A 25,023-nucleotide genomic window follows, 5' to 3' on the forward strand; every position below is an offset into this window, starting at 1 on the left:
ATTTGAGTTTTAACAAAAAGATTCAATTATTATAAAGTTTGTTAATCTTAAAATAAACTTTTCTTAATTAAGTCGCATAAAAACTGAAATAAAAATAAATTCATACATCAATCAAAACTAATCTAACACAAATGAATGCTACTTCGGATTATTATTCGGACCCCAGCTTTACCATTTTTAGAGTACCTACATGGCGTGCCCATTTTTACAAATTCCTGTCAGTTGATATTTGGGGAAACCTTCCAGGAAATATTCAACGTAAAATTTCTGCTTGGTATAGTTCTTTTTACAATAAACCTGCTTCTAAAAAGATTATAAAACCATACATAAGAATAAATTACTCGGATGAAAATTATCTAGATAAGTTTAAGCCGCCTTATGGAAAAAAGGATTTTGAAAGCTTTCAGGATTTTTTTATTCGTGAGTTTAAGTCGCTGCCAAAAAATGAAAGCCCTTATGTCTGGCCTTGTGAAGGGCTGTTGTGTGATGCCGATAAAGTGCATGCGTTAAATCTTGTTCAGGTAAAATCCGATACGCGTTCAATCTCTACAGTATTTGGGTTACAGAAAGGACAAATACCAAGAGAGTATACATTTACCAACGTTTTTCTACATAATAAAAACTATCACCGTATACATTCCCCCATAAATGGAACCATATTAAGAATACAGCATGTGCCCGGGGATCTTGTGGTGCTCAGGCCATGGATATATAAGGAGAATCCTTCGTTACCTGCATTTAGAAATGAGCGCTATAACATAGATATCAAAGATGAAGATGGCAGAACGTGGTACATATCCATTATTGGAGGTCCCGCAGTGGGCACCATAAAGCTTTCCAAAAACATTTGTGTTGGGAACAACATCAATAGGTTACAGGAATTGTCGTTGTTCTATTTGGGATCTACATGTTGTATGGCAGCTCCAATTCCTCCACGCCATCATATCAAAAACACCTTTGTAGAGGTAGGTATTCCCTATTAAAATAAAGTATTGGGTTTACTTTGGTGCAGCGTATTGGGAATAGTAAGATCACTGTCAAATTCTTTATTGAGTTTTTCTATAAAATAAGCAGATAATAAAGGGGATTCCAACTCCAAATTCTGATGTACAAAAAAATGAATATTCTTCAAGCCTAAATTCTTCCATATAGCTAATCTACTTATCCAATCATCCATTCTTGGATAATCGGAAGCATGATTTGCTCCCACATACCTAATGAATGCTTCGTTGTTCGTTAACCGCATGTGCATTAAATCCCTTCTACCAGCAGTGTCCACCAAGACATTGGCAATGTTGTTTTCTTGCAGCAAATGGTAAAGCTCTTGTGCTACGTTCTCATCATTAAACCAGTCCGTATGTCTAAATTCCATGGCCAACGGAAATTCTTTTGGCCAGTATTCTACAAACTGCACTACCCTATCCCAGTTTTTGGGATTAAAGTTGTTGTGCATTTGTAAAAAAATAGTCCCCAATTTATCTTTTAGAAGTGAGGTCACCTCCAGATACCGGTCTGCTATTTCATATACTTTGTCATTAAGTCTTCTCAAATGGCTCACCTCATTGGTCATTTTTGGAAAGAACTTAAAACCTTCAGGAGTTTTATCGTACCATTTTTGATATTGTTCCGCTGGAAAGATTCTATAAAAAGTAGCATTCAACTCAATACAGTTAAATTGCGAAGAATAATATACCAACTCATCCTTAGTTCCCCTTGGGTAAAAATTCTTAAGGTCTTGCCTGTTCCACTTTGCACAACCAACATAAATGTTTGTTTTTTCATTTTTCTTGCTTGTTGAAAGCACCACTTGGGTATCTGGATGGTCCTTTGGGATAGTAAAATCTACTAATTCTGGTTGCTCTACTTTTCCGAATTTCATGGATTGGAATTTGTAATAAGAAGACTAAGTTATGAATAAATGAACCCTGTTCATAACATCGTTAAAAACTATTGCCTCAGTAAATTTTGTGCGGTTTTTGATTATGTAATTTTATTAAAACTTCCAATTATGGATTCAAGATCCAAGAATCTTTTGGACATTCGTCCAGAGATTAAACAAGCTCAACTGTATGATAGTATGGGTTTAGATGAGCGATTTCAGAACCAGACTTTACGCCCAGTAATCAAACTTCAAAACTTTTTATTAGTAGAGGTTTTTAAAAACTACATTCATAAGCATAAGGATGCCTTTTATGAGTTGTCGTTGGAAAAAAGGTTGGGCTACATAGAAAGAGCAATCCAAAAAGACATCAAATTCAGAAACTCTTTAAAAGGCATGATCATTGGTCAGTTTACTGTTGAGGAATATCAAACCTATACATTGAACTCTTCTGCTTTGAACAAGAGAATGATGAATATGGTCATAGAACGATTAAAGGATCAAGTCCAGCTACTGGAAAATGAAGTGCTAGTCTAAAAGTGACTCTCCATTTAAATTGGTGGTCAAAATATCGCTCATCAGGTCAAAGTATGGTCTAATCGTTTTAAAAGATTTATCCACTTCTTCAATAAATGAGGTAGACAAAACTTCTTTGTCTTTAAAGTTTCTGACGAAAATGAATTGCTTTTTCTTGATTAAATCAATGTTTTGATGCTCTTTGTCAAACCCCTTTGGGGCAGTTTTTACACCATCGCCTTCTAGCTCTCCCCAAATATCCTTGAATGACTTTTTATTGATGACACTTCTAAACTCAGAAGCATCCATCTCTAATTCTTTTCGTATTCTGAATAGATCTTCCTTGTTGGGCTCCCAAAATCCTGTGGCCATAAAGGTTTCACCTGGTTTGATTCTCAAATAATACCCCCCTCGTAAATGTGCGCCCAATCTTGAGAACGATCCCGCGAAATGCGTTTTATAAGGTGTTTTGTCCTTGGAAAAACGAACATCCCTATAAATACGGAACATCTTCATTTTTTCAATTTCATCATGGGCGTTTAAGCGCTCTTGAACGTTTTCATAAAAAGATTTTACATCGGCTTCATGTTTTTTAAAAGTGATTTTATTGTCTAAAAACCATTCTTTGTTGTTGTTCTTTGCAAGTTCTTTTAGAAAACTGAAAGTCTCTTTTGTAATTACTGAATTATTCACAGGACTAAGATATTGTGTTATTTTTAAGCTAAAGTTAGCCATTTCCATTACCCAGTGGTAACGATTTGGCTATTTTTAAACTTTATTTTTCATCATGAATAAGGAAAAAATCATTGAAGAACTGAATAGGCATAAAAAACAACCCTATTTAGACTATAGGTTAAAAGAGGAAACCGAAAATTTCACCAACAAGCTTTTTTACACACTTTTTGATGTAAATACGCCGGTAGCCGAAAACTTAGATATTCTTGAGGCAAAGTTTAGTACGCTTGTGAACTTGGCATGTTGGGATTTAGAAAGACCCTGCACCAAGGTATGGGACAATTATGTTTCTTGTTTGCCTGAAATTTTAGAAAAACTGAATTTAGATGCCGAGGCTATTCTTAGTTGTGATCCGGCCTCGCTTTCCATTCAAGAAATATATATGGCGTATCCCGGGTTTTATGCGATTGCCATTTATAGATTGGCGCATGAGCTTTATACTCAAGGGTTCCCTCTAGTACCTAGATTGATGACGGAATACGCCCACAGACAAACAGGGGTTGACATTAACCCTGGGGCTGAGATAGGCAAATCATTTTTTATTGATCATGCTACCGGTGTGGTAATTGGAGAAACGGCCATAATACATGACAATGTAAAAATCTATCAAGGTGTCACTTTAGGAGCGCTGTATGTGGCCAAAAGTCTTCAAAAAACCAAAAGACATCCCACTATAATGTCTAATGTGACCATCTATGCTAATGCTACGATTCTTGGTGGTGAAACAGTTGTTGGTGAAAATTCTGTTATAGGAGGAAACGCTTGGCTAACTGCTTCCGTTCCTGCCAATTCAACGGTTTTTCATACACCAGAGATAAAAATAAAAACGGTTGCTAATGTCTAAAAGTGTACTTGACCTTATTGGGAACACGCCTTTGGTAGAATCCAAAGTTTTAAATACCAACCCCAATGTAAAATTGCTCTTTAAATTAGAAGGACACAACCCAGGTGGCAGTGTCAAGGACAGACCAGCACTAAACATGATTAAAAGTGGTTTGGAACGAGGTGAGATTACCAAAAATTCCAAGCTTATAGAGGCTACTAGTGGAAATACGGGTATTGCACTTGCTATGATAGCTGGAATTTATGGATTAAACATAGAGCTGGTTATGCCTGAAAACTCTACAAAGGAAAGAGTCCAGACCATGAGAGCCTATGGCGCCAAGGTAACTTTAACTTCGTCAGATGTTGGTATAGAAGGTGCTAGGGATTATGTTGAAGCGAAGGTAAAAGAAGAAGGCTATCTAATGTTGAATCAGTTTGCCAATAATGATAATTGGATGGCCCACTACAAAACTACTGGTCCAGAAATTTGGAAGGATACAGAAGGAAGCGTAACCCATTTTGTTTCTAGCATGGGTACAACCGGAACCATCATGGGTACTTCAACTTTTTTGAAAGAACAGAACCCAGCTATTCAAATAGTTGGAGTACAACCAACGGATAATTCCAGAATTCCAGGTATACGAAAATGGCCTGAAGAATACTTACCTAAGATTTTTAATCCAAAAAAAGTGGATACGGTAATGGAAGTAAGTCAAGAAGAGGCCCAAGAAATGGCTAGAAAACTGGCTATAGAAGAAGGAATCTTTTCTGGGATGAGCAGTGGCGGAGCAGCTACAGTGGCACTAAGGCTTGCTCAAAAGTTGGATAGCGGAACCATTGTTTCCATAGTATGCGATAGAGGAGATAGGTATTTATCTTCAGATTTATTTGACTAAGGTTATTCCAACTCTAGTTTTATCCCGTCTCTATAATCTTCAAATTCATTCAGGTTATTGTGATTTCCATTTTTTATCGTGTACATTTTCTTATCAGCATGTGGAATGGCATCAAAGAGTCTTTTTCCAGATTCATAAGAAACAACATTGTCTGTAGTGCCATGAAAAATACGAATGGGAGCTTTTACCTTTTGAATGTACTTAAAAGAGGTCATTTTATATTTTAAAACCTGTTTGATTGGCAAAATAGGAAAACGATCTTGTGCAACATCAAGTAAACTATAAAAAGGAGTTTCCAATATCAGTTTTGATGGTGTATGGTTTGAAGCTAAATGTGTTGCTATACTTGCCCCTAAAGAACGACCATAAACTATAATATCTTCATCGCTATAGGTTTTCAACGCATACTCATAGAACAATTGTGCATCAGCATAAAGTGCATTTTCACTAAGTTTTCCTGTACTTTTTCCATAGCTTCTATAATCCATTACAAAAACATCATATTGTAAATCCACAAAGGATGATGCAATCTCTCCCCATCTAGAAAGATCACCTGCGTTACCATGAAAATACAGCAGCAAACCCTTTGGGTTTTCTATTTTAAAATGAAGGGCATTTAGTCGAGCTCCATCGGGAGTGTCCAAAAAGACTTCTTCAAACTCTGAAATGAACGAATATTCATAGTCAACAGGAAGCTGTGTAGGCAAAAAAATAAGTTTTTCTTGAAGAAGATAAAGCATTAGAACAAGAAGAGATAAAATGGTTAAAATGAAAATACCAAAACGCTTAAGCTTTTGCATTGGCACGTTTTGAAGAATGTTTTACATTAATACTTGAACCCTCTAGGTTGACTTTTTGAGGGCGAGTGGTGATAATTTCGGTAAGCATTTTATGGTAGGACTCAAAAGTATTCAAATCCTTGTGCCCTCCTCCTATTACCGTATAGAGTTTTGTGAGTTCCGGTTTAATTTTAGACAGTTTTACACTTGTTTTGTAGGGTATTAACCTATCATCGGTTCCATGGATAATATGAATTGGACAGTTTACGTACTTTAACCATTTATGGGTTGGCATAGGAAATTTTATAAGCAACGATAGTGGCATAAAAGGAATGTACTTTTTAGCAACCTTACTTAAACTATAATATGGCGCATCCAATATCAACATTCTGGGGTTGTTCATAGAGGCCAGCTTTGTTGCAAATCCCGAACCCATAGAACGCCCATACAGAATAATGTATTTTTCGGAAACCTTTTCTTTTAGCTTATTGTAGATTACCTGCATATCTCTTTTTACCGCCTTTTGGGTTCTTCTGCCCGTACTCTTTCCAAAACCGCGATAATCTACCATAATTACATCATAGCCATGCCTCGTAAAATCAACGGCAAACTTCCCCCATCCTTTAATACTTTTTGAATTTCCTTTTAAATAAAAAACAATCCCTTTAGGGTTTTCCGCCTTAAAACGCAATCCATTTATTGTGGCACCATCCCTGGTTTCTATATTGTATTCCTCAATTTCTTGATTGTCATAATAAAATTGAAAATCCTTGGAAAGCTTTTCAGGCTTAAATAAAAAGTAATCTTGTAGAAAGTAGAGCAAAACGCTTATCAAAATATAAACTGAAAGTACTATCAGTAAAATATAAATCCAGTTTTGCATATTCATGATGTTTGTTCCAAAATACAAAAAATCCAGTTAAGCTTTATTACTTGCGCATATGCAAATAAATTTCCAAAAGTGTAACAACTACAGTAAGTTATAGTCTTATGAATATTGCATCAATCAAACTAACAATCATGAAAACTTCAAAAACCATCCTTCCACAAGAAAGAATTGAAATTATAGATGCCCTTAGAGGATTCTCTTTAGCTGGTATTGTAATTGTTCATATGGTTGAGAATTACATAGGCGCACCAGCACCCGGAGGCTTTAATGAGGCTGTGCATCAAGGTATTGGAGATGATATTGTCGATGGCTTTATAGGGCTCTTTCTAAGAGGGAAGTTTTTCGCTTTGTTTTCATTTCTATTTGGACTGAGTTTCTTTATCCAAATGGATAATGCTTCGCAAAGAGGGGAATATTTTGGCGGCCGTTTTCTATGGAGATTAGTTCTTTTATTATCAATAGGTTACCTACACAGTCTTTTTTATGCTGGTGATATCTTAACGGTTTATGCGCTACTGGGAATTTTATTGATTCCATTTTACAAAATCAATAGTAAATGGATTTTAGGAATTGTTACCCTTCTTTTTTTAGGATTGGGAAGATACATTGTATTCTTTTTTACAAAGGGTGAAAACTTATTTGGAAATATGGACATTACTCCAGATAATCCAATGGTATTGGAGTATTACAGTACTTTAAAGAATGGGGCTTTATTAGATGTTTTTTCTGCAAACTCATACAACAGCCATCTTAATAAAATGAATTTCCAATTTGGAGTTTTTGGAAGGGGTTATGTTACGTATGGATTTTTTCTTTTAGGTCTTTATATAGGGAGAACAGGTTTTTTTCAAAACTATGAAAAACATAAAAAGTTGATAAAACGTACTTGGATATCGTCTTTGGTATTATTTGTAGTTTCTGGTGCATTAATGGCAGTGACCTTTGGCAGTATGGGAGAAAATGTGACTTTTGATAAATGGATAGCAATGTTTGGGCTTACTGCAATGGACTTGAATAATGTGGCCGTAACCTTTATTCTTATCAGTGTTTTTATAATTCTGTATAAAAGGACAAAGCCCCAAAAATGGTTGGTCAAGTTTGCGCCATATGGCAAAATGGCATTGACCAATTATTTCTTTCAAAGTGTTATTGGCACCTTTCTACTTTTTGGATGGGGCATGGGTTATATTGGAGAATTAAGGAATACCTATACGTTTGGTATTGCAATATTGGTGATTGCAATGCAAATGCTATTGAGCAAATGGTGGCTTAATAAGTTTCGTTACGGTCCCCTAGAGTGGCTATGGCGCAGTGCAACTTTTTTAAGAATTTTCCCATTAAAAAAGTAGTTTAGTCGTAAACACTATAGTATTTTTTCGGATTAACTAACATACTTAACTGTTTATCGATTTGTTTGAAATGTACCGATTGATAATCCCGTTCTTTGAATGAAACTTTTGAGCGACCCAAATCTCATTCGATATGAACTTGATTTCTAACTTACTTACATGGAAAAGAAATAGTATTATTATCTTGATAATACTCCTCGCTTTGATTATTCTAAACTTTTATGGCCTGTATACCAGCAGGTTCTATTTTTTAAAGCCAGACAATTATATTTTCCCTTTATTAAGTAGTGCACATTTTCTGTATTTATATGTGATTTGGTTTAAAATAACCGAAGGTGAACTGCCTGATCCCAAAATGCGTAATTTGGAATATGCGCTCTATGCAATAATGATTGTATATTTCTTTAAAATCTATGATAGTGCTCTAGTTTTAAGCAGCACCTCTGAATACCAAGAACATATAATGCCGACTACTTTTGTTCCCATTGGCACCATTACTTTGGTTTTGTATTGTTTATTACCATTATTGACGTTGATGTCTTTCTGGCATAGAAAACAGCATATAGGGCAATACAATTTTGAAAACTACAATGACAATCTAAATATCTGGCAGTAGTATTAAAGGCTATAATCCTCTAATGTAGCTTCCGTACAAGTCTTTAAACTGATACCCTTGCGTGAATCGTTGTTTGCTCAACTTTTTATGGGCAACCAATCCCCAAAGCAATAATTCTTTCATAAAATAAGAGTCTTCTTTTAAAACCTCTGGTTGATGTTCGCGTAGTAAATCATTTAAAGGAACCACAGCATCTAGCTTGGCTCGGTATTCTTTATCGGAATCTTCATCCAACAAATCAAAACCTTCCCCATCAAAAAACCAATGGATTAAATCATCATAAACGGTTTCGGCATCTTTACGCTCCAATTTGGAAATCTCTGGAAAATAGCTTGGGAACAAAGACTTTATGGAATCCTCCACCAATATTTCTGCAACGGATCCAGCACCTTCTTGTTCTCCTTCGTAAACCAGCTCAATTTTACCGGTTATGGAAGGGATTACTCCCATAAAATCACTTAAACGAACGGTAGTGTTCTTTTCACTAGATTTCATCATTCGTCGTTCCGCAGTACTTAGTAAATTCTCAAAAGCGGTTATACTCATTCTTGCACTTACACCACTTTTTGCATCAACATATTCACTTTTTCGCGCTTCAAAACTGATTTGTTCCAAAACATCCATTGCAATTTCGGGTACATGAATGTTATCCGATTGTCTACTATCTAATTGAGCTTCTTGTTTGGTTATCTTCTTTGCGATGTCTATACTTTCTGGATAATGGGTAAGTATTTGTGAGCCGATTCTATCTTTCAATGGAGTTACAATACTACCTCTATTGGTATAGTCTTCAGGGTTTGCTGTAAACACAAATTGTAAATCCAAAGCAAGTCTCAACTTAAATCCTCTAATTTGTATATCCCCTTCTTGCAATATGTTAAACAGCGCCACTTGAATTCTTGCTTGAAGGTCTGGAAGTTCATTTATAACAAAAATACAGCGATTTGCTCTTGGTATCATTCCAAAATGAATCACCCTATCATCCGCATAAGAAAGCTTTAGGTTTGCCGCCTTTATAGGATCTATATCCCCTATTAAATCCGCAACGGTTACATCTGGCGTGGCTAGTTTCTCATAGAATCGTTCGTCCCTATGAATCCAATTGACAGCGGTTTCATCACCTTTCTCTTTAATGAGCTCTGTAGCAAATCTAGAAATAGGCTGAAACGGATCGTCGTGGACTTCAGAACCTTCAATAACTGGAATCCATTCATCCAATAACTGAACCATTAGCCTGGCCAGCCTTGTTTTAGCTTGTCCTCGAAGACCCAGTAGGTTGATGTTATGTCGAGATAAAATGGCACGCTCCAATTCCGGTATTACCGAGTTTTCATAACCCCAAACACCATGGAAAGTTTCTTCTCCGTTAGCGATTTTCTCTAATAGATTTTCTCGCAATTCATCCTTAATGCCTTTACTCTCGTACCCAGAAGCTTTTAATTGCCCAAGGGTTTTTATTTTATTGTGATCTAGCTTCATCGTGTATAAGTGCTATCCTTTAATTCTTTTTCTTCTATTTTGTTCGTAATCCTCAAAAATCATTTCCCCTAATCCTTTCAGTCCGGTATAGAATGCTTTCCCTTTATTGGCTTGAGTAAATTCTCGTACAAACTGCATTAGATAAGGGTCTTGGGCAATCATAAATGTTGTTATGGGGATATGCAATTTTCTGGCCTGTTGCGCCATAGCATAACACTTCTCCACTATATAATCATCAAGCCCGACGCTGTTTTTATAATAGTCCCCGTTGGGTAGTCTTAAGCAAGATGGTTTTCCATCGGTAATCATAAAAATCTGCTTGTTGGTATTCCTTTTTCTCCTCAGCATATCCATAGCCAACTGAAGACCTGCAACGGTATTGGTATGATATGGTCCAACCTTTAAATAGGGTAAATCTTTGATTGGAATGGGCCAAGCATCATTGCCAAAAACCAAAATGTCCAATGTATCCTTAGGATACCGGGTTGTGATTAATTCAGCAAGCGCCATAGCTACTTTCTTGGCTGGAGTTATTCTGTCTTCTCCATATAAAATCATACTATGGCTGATATCTATCATTAACACAGTACTCATTTGAGCCTTATACTGGGTGTCTTCCACTACCAAATCTTCTTCACTCAAAGAAAAACTATCTAAACCATGATTAATTTGGGCGTTTTTTAAACTTTCCGTCATAGAGATATGCTCTAGGGCATCTCCAAAACGATACTCTCTAAATTCTCCAGTATGTTCATCTCCCCTGCCCGATTTGCCAGTTTTATGGTTTCCAGAACCGCTTCTTTTTAATTTCCCAAATATTTGCTCCAAAGCCCTTTGCCGTAGCGCACGTTCTAATTTGGCCGTTATGGATAGACTTCCACCGCCATCACCTTCTTCGCCTTTTCCTTCACTTTGTTCTCCGTCTGTATCAAACTCTTCGCGGATAAAGCCTTTGGCCTTTAAATCTTCTATAAAATCATCAATGGTATAATCGTCATTGGTAAGCTCATACTCCTTATCCAATTCCCGCAGCCAATCCAAGGCCTCTTCCACATCTCCAGAAGTATGCGTGACCAATTCTTGAAAAATCTCAAAAAGTTTTTCGAACGGAGTTTGATCAGGAGCTTCGTAGGTGGTAAAACGAAATCCCTTTCTTGTATTCATAGCCATTATATAAAATTAACACATTCTGGTTCTACCATCACGGCTTTAATGAAAACTTAACGCTTCTGTTTATGTTTGTAATCATGGAAAAGGAATTATGTTTTGGTTTTTACAATACTCCTCCCCTTTGGATAAACAAACAATTTGGAGTTCAACAGTTTGAATTTCCTCATATTCAATTGTCAAAATTTGAATCAAATCCGATTAATGAACGGTTGAGACTTGGCCATCAAATGGAGTATGTATTTGACCAACTTATTTCATTTTCTGAACACTGGGAAGTCATTGCAAAAAACATATTGATTGATAAAGGCAAAATTAGATTGGGTGAACTCGATTTTATCATTAGAAATAGGACAACCGCACAGATTTACCATGTAGAATTGGCTTATAAGTTCTACATCGTCAATCCAGAAATATCTGAACCTATTCAACGTTTAATGGGACCCAATAAAAAAGACATGTTCTTTACCAAATTGGATAAATTGAAAGAAAAGCAATTTCCATTGTTGTATGCTGCAGAGCTAAAAGATAAACTTCAAAAATTACAGGTAAACCCAGAGACCATTAAACAAGAAGTGTGCTTTAAAACGCAGCTTTTCGCCCCCTATTCTGATATTCCTATTTCAATACGACCATTAAACAAGAATTGCATTGAAGGGAACTGGATTCGGTTTGATGATTTCAACTCACAAGCGTTTAAAACATTCGAATACTATATGCCATTTAAAAGGGAATGGGCAATAGCACCTAGTTTAAATAGAGCATATATCACTCATTATGAGATACTTTTAGAAATTAACTTGAGGATGTTAAAAGAAAATGCGCCCATGCTTTGGCTTAAAAAACCAGATGGCACCATTGAAAAACTGTTTGTGGTTTGGTGGTAAGCTTGTATCATTTGATAAAATTTTTAAACTAATTTAATCTATATGCAACCTTTCACAATTTGACTTGTCTTTAGATTATAATTGAAAATTTATGCTAAAGAACTTTACTCAATTTGTTTTACTTCTAGTATTGCTATGCTGTAGTTCACAATTAAAAGCTCAGGAAGAGGAACCTAAAGATTACATTGAATTTAATGACCGTAAGAATGTAGTTCATGGGGTTTATTTAGGGCTTACTGCTCACTATGGGGAATTGAAAAGTATACCTACCTATGGTTTTGGTTTTAAAATGGCCTATGTTGCCAATCAACAGTTTGAAGTTGGTATAGCGGCTACCGTTCTGCAGTCAGACCAAGAGTTCATTACCGTTCAAGATGTTGACAATAAACTCATTGGAGCATATGTAGGAGCACACTTGGAACCTATTTTCTTTAGTAAAAAAAGGGTCAACCTATCTTTCCCTTTGTTCGTTGGAGTAGGCGGAATTGGTTACACAACCCCAGGGGAAGACGATTTTGATGATGAATTTATAGATGACGAGTTTGAAAATGTAAATACTATTTTTGTTGTTGAACCGGGAGTAAGTGCACTTTTCAACATATCCAGATACGTACAATTAGAGGCAGGTGTCAAATACCGTTTCACAAATAAAATAGATTTGGCCACTAGTCCTATTAAGAGATTAAATGGCTTTTCTACTGGTATTGGCGTAAAAGTTGGCGTCTTTAATATGGGAAGAAATCGTTACAAGAAAAATATTTCGGAAAAAGAATAGCACTCTACCTATTTATGCCGCTCCATCAGCACCTTTTCAATATCATTCAGTGTGTATCCTTTAGCCTGTAACAATATCAAGTAGTGAAACAGTAGATCGGCACTCTCACTCAGAAAAAGTTCATCATTGTTGTCCTTTGCCTCAATAACCGTCTCCACCGCTTCTTCCCCTACCTTTTGAGCTATTTTATTAATTCCCTTTCTAAAAAGTGATGCTACATAGCTATCGGGGTTTTCAACATCTTCTTTACGGGATGTAATAATCTCTTCCAAAGTGGAAAGAAACCCATACCCCTGAACATTTTCTTCTGCCCAACAAGTATCCGTTCCTTTATGGCAGGTTGGCCCTTCTGGATTTACAGAAACTAGTAAGGTATCATGATCACAATCATTTTTTATGCCTATAAGTCCTAAGAAGTTTCCACTCTCCTCTCCCTTTGTCCAAAGTCGATTTTTACTACGGCTAAAGAAAGTAACTTTCTTGGTCTTTTGGGTCACATCTAACGCTTCTTGATTCATATACCCCAACATTAAGACATTCTTTGTCTTAGCATCTTGAACAATTACTGGAACCAATCCGTCTGTATTTTTAGTGAAGTCTATTTTCATATCTATAATCTAACGGGGATTCCCTCTTTCTTAAGTTCTTTTTTTAAATCTTTTATTTCAATTTCCTTAAAATGAAAAATACTTGCCGCCAAGGCAGCGTCGGCTTTTCCATCGATAAAGGTATCTGTAAAATGCGAAACAGCTCCTGCTCCACCTGAAGCAATTACCGGAATGTTGACAAGGGTAGACAATTTTGCCAAAGCCTTGTTCGCAAATCCGTTTTTTGTACCATCGTGATCCATGGAAGTAAACAGAATTTCTCCTGCTCCACGTTCCTCAACTTCTTTGGCCCATTCAAACAAATCAATTTCCGTAGGCACCTTTCCCCCTACTAAATGCACTTTCCAATTGCCACCTACTTGTTTGGCATCTATAGCAACCACAATGCATTGAGACCCAAATTTGGATACCAATTCATTGATTAACTCTGGTCTTTTTACTGCTGAAGAATTGATAGAAACTTTGTCCGCTCCGTTTTGAAGCAAAACATCGACATCCTCGACTGATGATATTCCACCACCAACGGTAAATGGTATGTTGACTTTTTCTGCAACGTGATACACTAGTTCCGCCAAAGTCTTTCTTCTTTCTTCAGTAGCCGAAATATCTAAGAATACCAGTTCATCCGCTCCTTCTTGGGCATAAATTTCTGCAAGTTCCACAGGGTCACCAGCATCCCTTAAATCAACAAAGTTGATTCCCTTTACGGTACGTCCGTTTTTAATATCCAAGCAAGGGATTATTCTTTTCGTTAGCATTTAATCTTCATTTTTTACCGTGAGGTCCACTCCATCATAAAATCCCAGATCTCTATTATTCAATATCTTGGTCCACAATGCTATTTGCCCTGTATGATAAGACAAATGCTCAACTACATGAACAATGTTTCCAACACCAGAAAACTCAAAACCCTGGACCGATCTTTTCTTTAATAACTCTTCAATAGTAACTTCTGAAATGGCTTTTTTTGCGTCTTCAACTGTAGAAACCAACTTCTGAAAAAGTTCGTTTTTGGTATATCCTGACAATACTGAAAACTCTTCATCACGATTTCGATTGTCCTCTATACCTTGAAGTGAAGCAATTCCGTATTGGGTAATGTTACCGCATAAGTGCAAGATTAAATTTCCAATACTATTGGTCGCTTCATTTGGCTTCTGCCAAATTACTTCTTCAGACAACTTGTCTAAGCAAATTTTTATCATTCTTAGACTTTCGTCCATTCGATAATTTGCATTGAGCACAAATTCCTCTTGTATCTGATTATCCATTTTCCAAAATATAGTTTTCCAACTGCTTCAAGCTAATTCTATTTTCATAGATGGCTTTGCCAATAATAGTTCCTTCACAACCAATTTCTGCTAGTTTTGGCAACTCCTCAAAACTAGAAATACCACCGCTTGCAATCAAATTTATACCAACTACCTCTATATCTTCTACCCCACTCCCTGTAACTGAAGTTTCATTTTTCATTGTCTTGGATAAAATCTTTTTATAAAGATCAAATGATGGGCCTTCCAGCATTCCGTCTTTGCTGATATCCGTACAAATAATGTATTTAACTCCTTTTTTCTGATACGATTGAATAAAAGGGATTAACTCCTTATCAGAGTCTTCCAACCATCCGGAGATTGATACTTTTTCATCTTTGGCGTCAGCACCCAAAATGATTTTTGTTGAGCCGTATTTTTGTAGCCACCCTAAGAAGGTTTCTTTATCCTTTACTGCAATGCTCCCTCCTGTTATTTGACTTGCACCGGATTCAAAAGCGATATGTAAGTCCTCATCCGTCTTTAAACCGCCTCCAAAATCAATTTTTAAACTGGTTTTGGTCGCGATACTTTCCAACACTTTATGGTTGACAATATGCTTTGATTTGGCACCATCTAAATCCACCAAATGCAAATGCTCTATTCCATGAGCCTCAAATTGCATGGCAACTTCCAATGGATTTTCATTGTATACTTTTTTGGTGTCATAATCGCCTTTGGATAATCTGACACACTTACCGTCGATAATATCTATAGCTGGAATTATTCGCATTTAGTTCGTCTTTTTAAACATCCATGTTTCAGGATTGGGAATGGATTCAAAACCATAAGTCGCATAAAGTGAATGGGCATCATTGGTGCGTAATCCCATTCCATTTACATTTTGTAATTCCGGGTAATTAAAAATATAGTCCAAAAGCATTTTTCCGATTCCTTTTCCTTGATGTTTTTCTACAACAAAAACATCCATTAACCACGCGAAAACCACAAAATCCGTAGCAATTCTGGCAAAGGCAATTTGTTCTCCATCTTTGGCGAAAACACCAAAACATAATGCATTCTCCATAGATTTAACCACCAATTCCTCACTTCTTCCTTTCGCCCAATAGGATTCTTCAGAAAGGTATTTATGAATCAATGGGACATCCATTTTTGATTTCTCAGTCGATATATAAAAATTAGCACTCATTATAGTTCTAAAAAGTTTTTCAAAATCTGTGCTCCTACGTCACTACTTTTTTCAGGGTGAAATTGTGTTCCATAAAAATTATCTTTCTGCAATGCCGCGCTATATCCCAGGGCATATTCTGATTCTGCTATAGTTTCATCACCAAGTGGCGCATAATAACTGTGCACCAAATAAATATGGGATTTTTCTGGAATGGTTTTGAATAAATTTGATTTTAACCCTCTGATCTCATTCCACCCTATTTGAGGCACTTTTACAGATTTTGGAAATTTTACCACATCTAAATCAAAAATTCCAAGCCCATCAGTATTTCCTTCTTCAGAAAAATTACACATCAATTGCATTCCTAAACAAATACCCAAAACAGGTTGCTTTAAATTAGGGATTATCTTATCCAAACCACTTGTTCTTAACTTGGTCATTGCAGAGCTTGCTTCGCCTACCCCGGGAAATATCACTTTATCCGCATTTTGAATTTCTTCAACATTGTCACTTAAAACAGCATCGTAGCCCAAACGTTGTATCGCAAATTTGATGCTCTGAATATTCCCCGCACCATAATTGATGATTACTATCTTCATTTATAAAATTCCCTTTGTAGATGGTAGCACCATCTTTTCAACATCTCTTTTCACCGCCATTTTAATTGACTTTGCAAATGCTTTAAAAATTCCTTCGATTTTATGGTGCTCATTTGTTCCTTCAGCTTTCACGTTCAAGTTGGCCTTTGCGCCATCAGTAAAGGATTTAAAAAAGTGATGAAACATCTCTGTTGGCATATCACCCACTTTTTCACGATTAAAGCTTGCATCCCAAACCAACCAATTACGTCCACCAAAATCAATTGCTACTTGTGCCAAGCAGTCATCCATGGGTAAACAGAAGCCATAACGTTCTATGCCTAGTTTATTCCCTAGAGCCTTAGAAAACACCTCTCCTAATGCAATGGCTGTATCTTCAATGGTATGGTGTTCATCCACTTCTAAATCACCATTTACTTTTATTTCCAAATCCATTTGCCCGTGTCTGGCAAGTTGGTCCAACATATGATCAAAAAATGCCAGCCCTGTATTGATATTGCTTTTTCCAGTCCCATCTAGATTTAGTTTAATTTGGATATCAGTTTCATTGGTCTTTCTTGAAATCTCCGAAACCCGATTTTCCAACTTTAAAAATTCATAGATTTTCTCCCAATCGTTGCTCTCTAAAACGATATGGTCGTCAAGTTCTTCTCGCTTTACCGTAATCTCCCCAGTTCCCAAATTGGTCTCATCATTAATGAAAATTCCTTTTGCACCTAAGTTTTTCGCCAATTCCATATCCGTTAACCGATCACCGAGCACAAATGAATTTTCTAGATCATATTCTTCAGTAAAGTATTCAGTTAGCAAACCAGTTCCAGGTTTTCTTGTATCGGCATTGTCTTTAGGAAATGTCCGGTCTATAAAAACCTTATCAAAAACAACTCCTTCATTTTCAAAGGATTTCAAAATGAAATCATGAACAGGCCAGAAGTTCTCCTCTGGAAAGATATCAGTACCTAGACCATCTTGATTGGTAATCATGACCAATTCATAATCCAACTCTTTTGCAATTTTACCTAAGAATGTAAATGCTTTGGGATAGAAAATCATTTTTTCAAATGCATCTATCTGTTCACCAACAGTTTCTTTTATGATGGTACCATCTCTATCTATAAAAAGTACTTTTTTAGCCATTACTTTAGTTCTTTTAAAATAGCAATCAGTTTTTTGTTCTCATCCGGAGTACCTACTGTAAACCTTAAAGTATTTTCACACAAAGGCTGATTACTTCTGTTACGCACCACAACTTGTGCCTCCAAGAGTTCTTGATATCTTTTGTCCGCATCATCAACTTTCACCAACACAAAATTTGAATCTGATGGGTAGGTCTTATTCACAAAATCCAATTCATTCAATACTTGAACCAAAGTTTTGCGTTCTTTTAAAATCTGCTCAACTTCCTCTTGAACCATTGTATCATCTAGTACTCTTTTGAGCGCTTGATACTGGGTAAGCTGATTTATGTTGTATGGCGGTTTTATTTTGTTAAGGATAGCAATAATTTCTGCGGATGCATAGCATATCCCCAAGCGAATACCTGCCATACCGTAGGCTTTGGACATTGTTTGAGTAATAATCAGATTTGGATGGTTAGCCAAAACTAATAACCAACTCTCGCTTTCTGAGAAATCAATATATGCTTCATCAATGACCACTAGACCATTAAAGTTCTCTACCAATTCTTCAATACGCTTCTTTTGAAAGGAGTTACCAGTTGGGTTGTTGGGTGAACAAATGAATATGATCTTGGTTTTCTCATCTACGTTTTCTAGGATTTGGAATACATCTGGTTCAAAATCAGATGTTAGCAGAACTTCTCTATTCTCAACGGCATTAATTCCAGAAAGTACTTTATACATACCGTAGGTTGGCGGTAAGGTGATGATGTTATCTTGGTTAGGTTCACAGAAAGCTCTAAATATCAAATCTAAAACTTCATCACTGCCGTTTCCTAGGAGAATATTCGTTTCAAGAACTTGTTTCTGTTCTGCCAAAAGTGTTTTTAGGCTACGTTGTTGTGGGTCGGGATAGCGATTCAGACCATTTTCAAAAGGGTTTTCATTAGCATCTAAAAAAATCATTTTAGAGCCATCAGAAACATACTCATCTCTTGCTGACGAATAAGGCTTTAACCCTCTAACTGTTTCGCGTACTAATTTATCTATATTGAAAACCATCGTTATTCCAAACTTTTTAGTCTTAGGGTCACAGCATTTTTATGAGCCTGCAAACCTTCTGCTTCTGCCATTAGTTCAATTGCATTACCAATACCCAAAATCCCTTCATGATTTATTTTCTGAAAAGTCATACTCTTCATAAAACTATCAAGATTTACACCACTATATTGCTTTGCATATCCGTTTGTGGGGAGGGTATGATTGGTTCCTGATGCATAGTCTCCTGCACTTTCAGGTGTATAGTTCCCTATAAATACTGAACCTGCATTAACCGTATTCTCTATATAAAATTCCTCATTTTCTACACAGACAATATAATGTTCAGGACCATATTCATTGATTAAATCAATTGCCTTTTCATCGTTATCTATTAAAATAAGCTTGCTGTTCTCAATAGCTTTTTCAGCTATGGCTTTACGTGGAAGTGACTGTATTTGATTTTCTATTTCCGCTGCAACACCATCTAATAGTTTTTCTGAAGTAGAAACCAATATGACCTGACTATCTATACCGTGTTCCGCTTGGCTCAATAAGTCTGATGCCACAAAGGCGGTATTGGCAGAATCATCAGCCACAACCAACAACTCACTTGGTCCTGCTGGCATGTCTATAGCTACTCCATATTTTGTCGCTATTTGCTTAGCTACAGTAACGTATTGATTTCCTGGTCCAAATATCTTATAAACTTTTGGGATGGTATTTGTCCCAAAGGTCATGCCCGCTATGGCTTGTATACCGCCAACTTTGAAAATCTGTGTTACTCCGCACAGTTGAGCTGTATACAAAATTGTTGGATTGATTTTTCCTTTTTGGTCAGGTGGCGTGCAAAGGATGATCTCTTTGCAACCGGCAATCTTAGCAGGAACTGCCAACATCAAAATTGTTGAAAACAGCGGAGCTGTTCCACCTGGGATATACAACCCAACTTTTTGAATAGGTTTTTTCTCTTGCCAACACAGAACCCCAGGCATTGTTTCCAACGCTACTTTTTCTGTTTTTTGAGCAGTATGAAACCTTTCAATATTTTTTTTGGCTAAAGAAATGGCTTGTTTCAACTCTTCTGAAACTTCAGTTGATGCCTTTTCTAATTCTTCTTTAGAAACCAAAAACGACTCTAATTGAATCTTGTCAAATTTTTTAGTATAATTTCTTATGGCCGTATCTCCATCAGTTTTTACCTCCTCAAAAATTGTATTGACTGTTTCTTCAATATCCGAAACGCTTTGAGTAGGCCTTTTTAGTAGCTCTTCCCATTTTTCTCTATTTGGATAACTAATTTTCTGCATAGCTTTTCAAAATCTTTTTTGATAGTGATAGCCTACCATTTGATAGCCCTCTCTTTCCCAGAACTTTTGACCGGATTTGTTCTTTGTATAACAATTAAGTTCAGAACCTTTACACCCAATGGATATAGCGTAATTAAAAATCCATTCCATCATATGCTTGCCAACGCCTTTACCTTGGTATTCTGGCAGAATGAATACATTATCCAATTCAATATGCTTTCCAATATAATATTTGGTCAATATCCATAAACCAGAAATGCCAATAAGCTTGGAACTGTCATAAACACCAACACACTGATATCCATTGGAAAACATCTCCTCTAATCTTTCATTTAATACTTCAACAGAAATAGAAGGGTCAAGTCTGCTCAAAAATGGAACAATTGTTTTTTTGTCCTTTTGCCCTATAAAAGCTATGTTGTACATATTATAAAACCATTTTTTCAATTGGGCAAACCAAAATCCCTTCAGCTCCAGCCAATTTTAATTCGTCTATGACTTCCCAAAAAGTGTCCTTCTTAATTACGGTATGTACTGAACTCCAACCTTCTTCTGCTAATGGCAATACCGTGGGACTGCGCATTCCAGGCAATAAGGCAATAATGTCATCCAGCTTTTCATTAGGTGCATTCAGTAAAACATATTTATTATGTCTTCCTTGCAATACTGATTTTATTCTAAAGCGAAGTTTTCCTAGGATTTCCTTTCGTTCTTCTGAAATCTTTGAAGAGACGGCCAATACCGCTTCACTCTTTAAGATTACCTCTACCTCTTTTAAATTGTTTTTAAAAAGAGTGCTCCCACTGGAAACGATATCACAAATGCCATCTGCCAAACCAATATTGGGAGCTATTTCCACAGACCCATTGATTATATGTAAATCTGCATTTACACCTTTGGACTTTAGATAATCATTGACAGTATTTGGATACGAAGTAGCAATGCGTTTGCCTTCTAAATCCTGAACAGAATTGTATGATACACCTTTAGGCACCGCCAAACATACCCTGCATTTTGAAAAGTTTAATTTTTCAGCTATGGTAATGTCCGCTCCTTTTTCCACCAACACGTTTTCTCCAAGGATAGCGATATCAACTACACCATCTCTTAGATATTGGGGAATGTCACCATTTCTAAGGTATAGTACTTCTAATGGAAAATTGCGTGCCGTGGCTTTTAGTTGATCTTTTCCATTGTCGATGGAAATCCCGCAATCTTTTAAAATCTTTAAAGAGTCTTCGTTCAAACGTCCACTCTTTTGAACAGCAATTCTAATTTTTGTCATTTCATTACATTTTGTTTGGAAATCAAACAGGTACAAAAACAAAACCCGTTTGATTTCTCAAACGGGTTAGAATATATTTTAAAAACAACAATACATTTCTATCTCGCCTGAGTGCAAGTATAAAAATGGTGATGATGTGTGTTGTTATTTCTCATTTCGACTTCAAAAGTAGAATATATTTTTATATCAAAAAAGAGTTATTTAGTTATTTCCCAAAATTAAAGGCAGGCCAGAATCTCCACTACCTACAATAACAACTTTTGAATTTGGAGATTTTGAAAGCTCCAATGTAGCATCTATTCCTTTGTCCTGAAGTATTTTATCCGTTAAGGAAGCACTTAAAATACGGTTGGCATCTGCCTTACCCTGTGCTTCAATAGTTACTTTTTCTGCCTCTTTCTTAGCGGTAACTAATCGGAATTCATATTCCAAAGATTCCTGTTCTTGCTTTAATTTTCGTTCTATTGCCTCTTTGATGGTGGCAGGCAAGGTAACATCACGTACCAATACTTCGTTCAATTGGATATATTGCCCCTCTACGATCTTCTTTGTTTCTTCAAAAATTTCTTGTTGAATAGCATCCCTTTTGCTTGAATACAATTGTTCCGGTGTATACCGGCCAACCACGCTTCTTGCGGCAGAACGAATTGTGGGAAGCAATACTCGTTGAATATACTCTGTACCTTTCTCTTGGTGTAGTTTTCCCAAAAACTCCCGCTTTGGCTCAAACCAAGCTGAAGCGTCAAGCTTAATCTCTAGACCATTCGAAGACAACACCTGCATTTTTTCAAATACTTCTTGTTGACGTACTTCGTAGACGTACACCTTGTTCCAAGGCGCCACTAAATGAAAACCTTCTCCTAAGGCAGGTTCATCTGTTACAACACCGCCACCAAAAGTTTTGTAAAGCACTCCCGCTTCACCTGAGTCAATGGTAATGGCCGACTTTGAGGTTAAAATAACTAAAAAAATTATGATTGCTATTGCTGGTAATGCAATCTTTGGTAATCTATCCATGTTTTTTTATTTTATGTTAGTCCGTTAAATTTTCTGATAAACCATTCTAATGAGAGGGTCAAAACAATTATTCCGAGTAAGATTCGGAAATCGATTAAAGATACGACATTTTGCTTGCTCTTTTGAATTGGAACGTACTGTTCAGCACCTGACAGATTCTCTATCAATAAATCCATGTCATTAGGAAAGTAAATTGCTCCATTTGTATTATCGGCGAGCTTTTCAAGCTTGTTGTAATTTGAAGATATGGTTTGCTTTTCAGGATTGAAATCTAGGATTTTAAAAGATGCTGAGCGCTTTAGGTTCTCCCCTTCTGCAATAACTGTAAAATCATATTCACCAGCATCCAAATCACTTAGATCAATTTCAAAAAAAGAACCTTTTAACAACATGGGAGCTTCTCTAGAAAACCCATTTTCCTTTCCATCAATTTTGATACTGATATTGGAATTTGAATCAAAATTATAGCTTTCATCAAAATATGAAGCTCTAATTCTGGCCATACTAGAGTCATCAAATACTAAATCAAAATCTAGTTCCAATCTGCTCCTTTGGTTATCGCTAGCCAAATAAACCATCAGCTTGCCTATAAAATCATCAAAATCTTTGAAATTTTTGCCATTGCGATAAGTCTGAGCTCTCCATTTCCATACATTTTCCCCAAATAATACAGCTTCTTTTTGCTTGTCTTCAGCAATAATGGCAAACAGAGGTTTGTCCAAATCTATTCCCCTGATTCTTTGAAATAGAATTGTCTCTGCTTTTTTTTTAAAATCTATGTCTCCTAAACCGTTTTGCAAAGGTGGAAAATCAACAACATTGAAATTCCCAAGTCCAAAAATGGCAAAAGCATTATTAAGAACAGGAATTATTTCTTCGTTCTGATTAAAATTTTCTTTAAAGAAGCTTTGCTGCACTTGGTTTAAAAATCCCCAATCTGTTTTTGTTCCTGTAATGGTGAAAATATTGGCTCTTATTTTTGATAGATGGTCATATACGTTTTTAAACTTACGGTTGGGTTGATATAGGATAAAGAGATCAGTGTCTATAAATCTATCTATTGAAACTGTTGGTTTTAAAATTGTAACGGAACGTTGTTCATTAGTTTCAATTGATTTTTTTAATGCCCCTACATCTGGATGAAGTACATCTGAGATAATGGCAACATTGGTTTTTTCATCAATGACTTCAATGGCAGTCTCTTTACTATTGTTAATGATGTTTTTTTCATTTTCAAGAGGTTGAACATCTATTCTAATTGACTTGACCCCTACGCTTCCTGCCTCTAACAATGCATTTATAGTCTGACTGTTTTGGTTTTTATTCAGATCTATGTTCTTGGTATAGATTGATTTTCCATTTAAGGAAATGGTCACGGTCTTTGAGACTGACTTTGAACCTTTATATAGAACTGTGGCTTCAATAGGAAATTTGTTTTTCAGAAAAGCATAGGTATTTGTATTGACCTGTCCTATGGAAATATCCTCATAAGCAGTGGTGTCACCAACAATTACAGGGTTTACAGATAGGTCATCAGATAAGTTTATATACTCGTAATCTTTCCCTAGCGTTTGATTGCCATCTGTAAAAAGTAGTACTGTATTTGAACCGTTTACAAATATTTCATCAACGGTAGAAAGTGCATTGGAGATATCTGTATTTTTTTTATCGAAATATAAAGAGTCAGTTTGCGAAATTTTAGCTCCGAAGGTATATTTTTGAATAGAAAACCGGTCATTTAAATCTTGATTTTCTATTACGTTTTTTACCTGGTTTTCAACTGAGTTTTCTGATGAGGCATCTTGCATAGAGGAAGAATCATCCACTAACACAATGAGGTTAGCTTTCTCTAGAAAATATTCGTGTCGTGTAAACTTTGGATTGATCAATAAAAGTAATGCACAAAACAAAGCCACAAAACGAAGTCCTGCCAGAATAATTCTAAGATTGCCCTTTCTGGGGTTTTTATAAAAATATTGAAAGAATACGGTGGTAAGCGCAGCAAGGACTGCTAAAACAATAAGGAGTACCGTACGTATTTCCATTAATTTTTAGGTTAACATACCACCATCAACATTAAGGACTTGACCGGTAACATAAGCAGATAAATCTGAAGCCAAGAACAAGCACGCATTAGCAACATCTTCTGGACTTCCACCTCTTTTTAATGGAATCGCATCTCTCCAACCTTGAACGGTCTTTTCGTCTAATTTATCAGTCATTTCAGTTTCAATAAAGCCTGGTGCAATTGCATTGCAACGAATGTTTCTTGATCCAATCTCCAATGCTACTGATTTTGTAAACCCAATCATTCCTGCTTTAGATGCCGCATAGTTGGCCTGCCCTGCATTTCCTTTCACCCCTACTACACTGCTCATATTTATTATTGACCCTTTACGTTGTTTCAACATGGTACGTTGAACCGCTTTGGTCATATTGAAAACAGATTTCAAATTGATTTCTATCACTTTATCAAAATCTTCCTCTCCCATTCTCATCAAGAGGTTGTCCTTGGTGATTCCTGCATTATTTATAAGGACGTCGATACCATCAAAATCCTCCAATACCTTTGCTACTAACTCCTCTGATTCTGAAAAACTTGCAGCATTACTTTTATAGGCTTTAGCCTTAACTCCCATACTTGAAAGTTCTTTTTCAAGTTCTAAAGCTGGTGCTTCGCTAGAACTGTAAGTAAAAGCCACATTGGCCCCATGTTGTCCAAATACCTGAGCTATTCCTTTTCCTATTCCTCTACTTGCTCCAGTAATGATTACATTTTTGCCCTCCAAAAGTTTCATAATATTCAAAATTTAG

The 25,023-nt window shown here is 36.2% G+C and carries 28 protein-coding genes; 8 read left to right on the forward strand and 20 right to left on the reverse strand.

Features of this window, described 5'->3' with window-relative positions; all coding sequences use genetic code 11:
• Positions 1–131 precede the first annotated feature (131 nt).
• Positions 132–983, forward strand: coding sequence for a phosphatidylserine decarboxylase (locus SJY44_RS12250; RefSeq protein WP_396589938.1), 852 nt, complete (start codon positions 132–134; stop codon positions 981–983).
• Here SJY44_RS12250 and SJY44_RS12255 read toward each other — a convergent pair.
• Positions 980–1,879, reverse strand: a complete 900-nt coding sequence (locus tag SJY44_RS12255) for a DUF72 domain-containing protein (RefSeq protein WP_396589939.1) — start codon at positions 1,877–1,879, stop codon at positions 980–982. The genes SJY44_RS12250 and SJY44_RS12255 overlap by 4 nt on opposite strands.
• Before the next feature lie 129 nt (positions 1,880–2,008).
• On the opposite strand from SJY44_RS12255, the gene SJY44_RS12260 reads away from it, so the two are divergent.
• The gene (locus tag SJY44_RS12260; RefSeq protein WP_396589940.1) at positions 2,009–2,416 is read left to right on the forward strand and encodes a glyoxalase; all 408 of its coding nucleotides are present in this window, start codon (positions 2,009–2,011) and stop codon (positions 2,414–2,416) included.
• Here SJY44_RS12260 and SJY44_RS12265 read toward each other — a convergent pair.
• Positions 2,408–3,088: a DUF2461 domain-containing protein gene (locus SJY44_RS12265; protein ID WP_396589941.1), complete on the reverse strand. Its 681-nt coding sequence runs from the start codon at positions 3,086–3,088 to the stop codon at positions 2,408–2,410. The two genes, SJY44_RS12260 and SJY44_RS12265, sit on opposite strands and share 9 nt — an antisense overlap.
• 94 nt (positions 3,089–3,182) lie before the next feature.
• Here SJY44_RS12265 and epsC point away from each other — a divergent pair, with 94 nt between their 5' ends.
• Together epsC and cysM are read left to right on the forward strand one after the other, a co-directional pair.
• Positions 3,183–3,974: a serine O-acetyltransferase EpsC gene (gene epsC / locus SJY44_RS12270; RefSeq protein ID WP_298926737.1), complete on the forward strand. Its 792-nt coding sequence runs from the start codon at positions 3,183–3,185 to the stop codon at positions 3,972–3,974.
• Positions 3,967–4,851 carry a cysteine synthase CysM gene (gene cysM, locus SJY44_RS12275; RefSeq protein ID WP_396589942.1) on the forward strand — a complete coding sequence of 295 codons (885 nt, stop codon included), beginning with the start codon at positions 3,967–3,969 and terminating at the stop codon, positions 4,849–4,851. Before epsC ends, cysM begins: the two co-directional genes overlap by 8 nt.
• Positions 4,852–4,853: 2 nt before the next feature.
• Here the strand turns inward: cysM and SJY44_RS12280 are convergent, their stop codons facing one another.
• Together SJY44_RS12280 and SJY44_RS12285 are read right to left on the reverse strand one after the other, a co-directional pair.
• A complete protein-coding gene (locus tag SJY44_RS12280) occupies positions 4,854–5,651 on the reverse strand; it encodes an alpha/beta hydrolase (protein ID WP_396589943.1) in 798 nt (265 codons plus the stop codon).
• Complete coding sequence (locus tag SJY44_RS12285) at positions 5,638–6,513, reverse strand: alpha/beta hydrolase (RefSeq protein ID WP_396589944.1); 876 nt, start codon at positions 6,511–6,513, stop codon at positions 5,638–5,640. The genes SJY44_RS12280 and SJY44_RS12285 overlap by 14 nt, the downstream gene beginning before the upstream one ends.
• Before the next feature lie 137 nt (positions 6,514–6,650).
• Here SJY44_RS12285 and SJY44_RS12290 point away from each other — a divergent pair, with 137 nt between their 5' ends.
• The gene (locus SJY44_RS12290) at positions 6,651–7,868 is read left to right on the forward strand and encodes a DUF418 domain-containing protein (RefSeq protein ID WP_396589945.1); all 1,218 of its coding nucleotides are present in this window, start codon (positions 6,651–6,653) and stop codon (positions 7,866–7,868) included.
• Positions 7,869–8,001: 133 nt separating this feature from the next.
• Complete coding sequence (locus SJY44_RS12295; RefSeq protein WP_396589946.1) at positions 8,002–8,484, forward strand: hypothetical protein; 483 nt, start codon at positions 8,002–8,004, stop codon at positions 8,482–8,484.
• A 9-nt stretch (positions 8,485–8,493) separates the two neighbouring features.
• Here the strand turns inward: SJY44_RS12295 and SJY44_RS12300 are convergent, their stop codons facing one another.
• Both SJY44_RS12300 and SJY44_RS12305 read right to left on the reverse strand, forming a co-directional pair.
• Entirely contained in the window at positions 8,494–9,963 is a 1,470-nt protein-coding gene (locus SJY44_RS12300; protein WP_396589947.1) for a magnesium chelatase, read from the reverse strand.
• A 12-nt stretch (positions 9,964–9,975) separates the two neighbouring features.
• Positions 9,976–11,133 carry a VWA domain-containing protein gene (locus tag SJY44_RS12305; protein ID WP_396589948.1) on the reverse strand — a complete coding sequence of 386 codons (1,158 nt, stop codon included), beginning with the start codon at positions 11,131–11,133 and terminating at the stop codon, positions 9,976–9,978.
• Positions 11,134–11,210: 77 nt separating this feature from the next.
• Between SJY44_RS12305 and SJY44_RS12310 the strand changes: the two genes are divergently transcribed.
• Together SJY44_RS12310 and SJY44_RS12315 are read left to right on the forward strand one after the other, a co-directional pair.
• Entirely contained in the window at positions 11,211–12,017 is an 807-nt protein-coding gene (locus SJY44_RS12310; RefSeq protein ID WP_396589949.1) for a DUF1853 family protein, read from the forward strand.
• Positions 12,018–12,108: 91 nt separating this feature from the next.
• Entirely contained in the window at positions 12,109–12,792 is a 684-nt protein-coding gene (locus SJY44_RS12315) for a hypothetical protein (RefSeq protein ID WP_298926763.1), read from the forward strand.
• 8 nt (positions 12,793–12,800) lie between these two features.
• Here the strand turns inward: SJY44_RS12315 and hisIE are convergent, their stop codons facing one another.
• The 14 genes from hisIE to fabG form a co-directional block, all read right to left on the reverse strand.
• Positions 12,801–13,400, reverse strand: a complete 600-nt coding sequence (gene hisIE / locus SJY44_RS12320; RefSeq protein ID WP_396589950.1) for a bifunctional phosphoribosyl-AMP cyclohydrolase/phosphoribosyl-ATP diphosphatase HisIE — start codon at positions 13,398–13,400, stop codon at positions 12,801–12,803.
• Between the two features lie 2 nt (positions 13,401–13,402).
• Complete coding sequence (gene hisF / locus SJY44_RS12325) at positions 13,403–14,158, reverse strand: imidazole glycerol phosphate synthase subunit HisF (RefSeq protein ID WP_396589951.1); 756 nt, start codon at positions 14,156–14,158, stop codon at positions 13,403–13,405.
• Positions 14,159–14,671, reverse strand: coding sequence for a DinB family protein (locus SJY44_RS12330; protein ID WP_147744554.1), 513 nt, complete (start codon positions 14,669–14,671; stop codon positions 14,159–14,161). It lies immediately after the preceding gene.
• Positions 14,664–15,443: a HisA/HisF-related TIM barrel protein gene (locus SJY44_RS12335; RefSeq protein ID WP_396589952.1), complete on the reverse strand. Its 780-nt coding sequence runs from the start codon at positions 15,441–15,443 to the stop codon at positions 14,664–14,666. The genes SJY44_RS12330 and SJY44_RS12335 overlap by 8 nt, the downstream gene beginning before the upstream one ends.
• Entirely contained in the window at positions 15,444–15,860 is a 417-nt protein-coding gene (locus tag SJY44_RS12340; protein ID WP_396589953.1) for a GNAT family N-acetyltransferase, read from the reverse strand.
• Positions 15,860–16,441: an imidazole glycerol phosphate synthase subunit HisH gene (gene hisH / locus SJY44_RS12345; protein WP_396589954.1), complete on the reverse strand. Its 582-nt coding sequence runs from the start codon at positions 16,439–16,441 to the stop codon at positions 15,860–15,862. The genes SJY44_RS12340 and hisH overlap by 1 nt, the downstream gene beginning before the upstream one ends.
• Positions 16,442–17,578: a bifunctional histidinol-phosphatase/imidazoleglycerol-phosphate dehydratase HisB gene (gene hisB, locus SJY44_RS12350; protein ID WP_396589955.1), complete on the reverse strand. Its 1,137-nt coding sequence runs from the start codon at positions 17,576–17,578 to the stop codon at positions 16,442–16,444.
• Positions 17,578–18,621, reverse strand: coding sequence for a histidinol-phosphate transaminase (hisC, locus tag SJY44_RS12355; protein ID WP_396589956.1), 1,044 nt, complete (start codon positions 18,619–18,621; stop codon positions 17,578–17,580). Before hisC ends, hisB begins: the two co-directional genes overlap by 1 nt.
• 2 nt (positions 18,622–18,623) lie before the next feature.
• A complete protein-coding gene (hisD, locus tag SJY44_RS12360) occupies positions 18,624–19,907 on the reverse strand; it encodes a histidinol dehydrogenase (RefSeq protein ID WP_396589957.1) in 1,284 nt (427 codons plus the stop codon).
• A gap of 6 nt (positions 19,908–19,913) precedes the next feature.
• Positions 19,914–20,333 carry a GNAT family N-acetyltransferase gene (locus SJY44_RS12365; protein ID WP_396589958.1) on the reverse strand — a complete coding sequence of 140 codons (420 nt, stop codon included), beginning with the start codon at positions 20,331–20,333 and terminating at the stop codon, positions 19,914–19,916.
• 1 nt (position 20,334) lies between these two features.
• Positions 20,335–21,192, reverse strand: coding sequence for an ATP phosphoribosyltransferase (hisG, locus tag SJY44_RS12370; RefSeq protein ID WP_396589959.1), 858 nt, complete (start codon positions 21,190–21,192; stop codon positions 20,335–20,337).
• A 201-nt stretch (positions 21,193–21,393) separates the two neighbouring features.
• Positions 21,394–22,209 carry a prohibitin family protein gene (locus SJY44_RS12375; protein ID WP_298926821.1) on the reverse strand — a complete coding sequence of 272 codons (816 nt, stop codon included), beginning with the start codon at positions 22,207–22,209 and terminating at the stop codon, positions 21,394–21,396.
• Between the two features lie 11 nt (positions 22,210–22,220).
• On the reverse strand, positions 22,221–24,254 hold the full coding sequence (locus SJY44_RS12380) for a vWA domain-containing protein (RefSeq protein ID WP_396589960.1): 2,034 nt from the start codon (positions 24,252–24,254) through the stop codon (positions 22,221–22,223).
• A gap of 6 nt (positions 24,255–24,260) precedes the next feature.
• Positions 24,261–25,007, reverse strand: coding sequence for a 3-oxoacyl-[acyl-carrier-protein] reductase (gene fabG / locus SJY44_RS12385; RefSeq protein ID WP_396589961.1), 747 nt, complete (start codon positions 25,005–25,007; stop codon positions 24,261–24,263).
• Positions 25,008–25,023 lie beyond the last annotated feature (16 nt).

The organism is Allomuricauda sp. R78024 (assembly GCF_044596045.1).
Taxonomy (GTDB): domain Bacteria; phylum Bacteroidota; class Bacteroidia; order Flavobacteriales; family Flavobacteriaceae; genus Flagellimonas.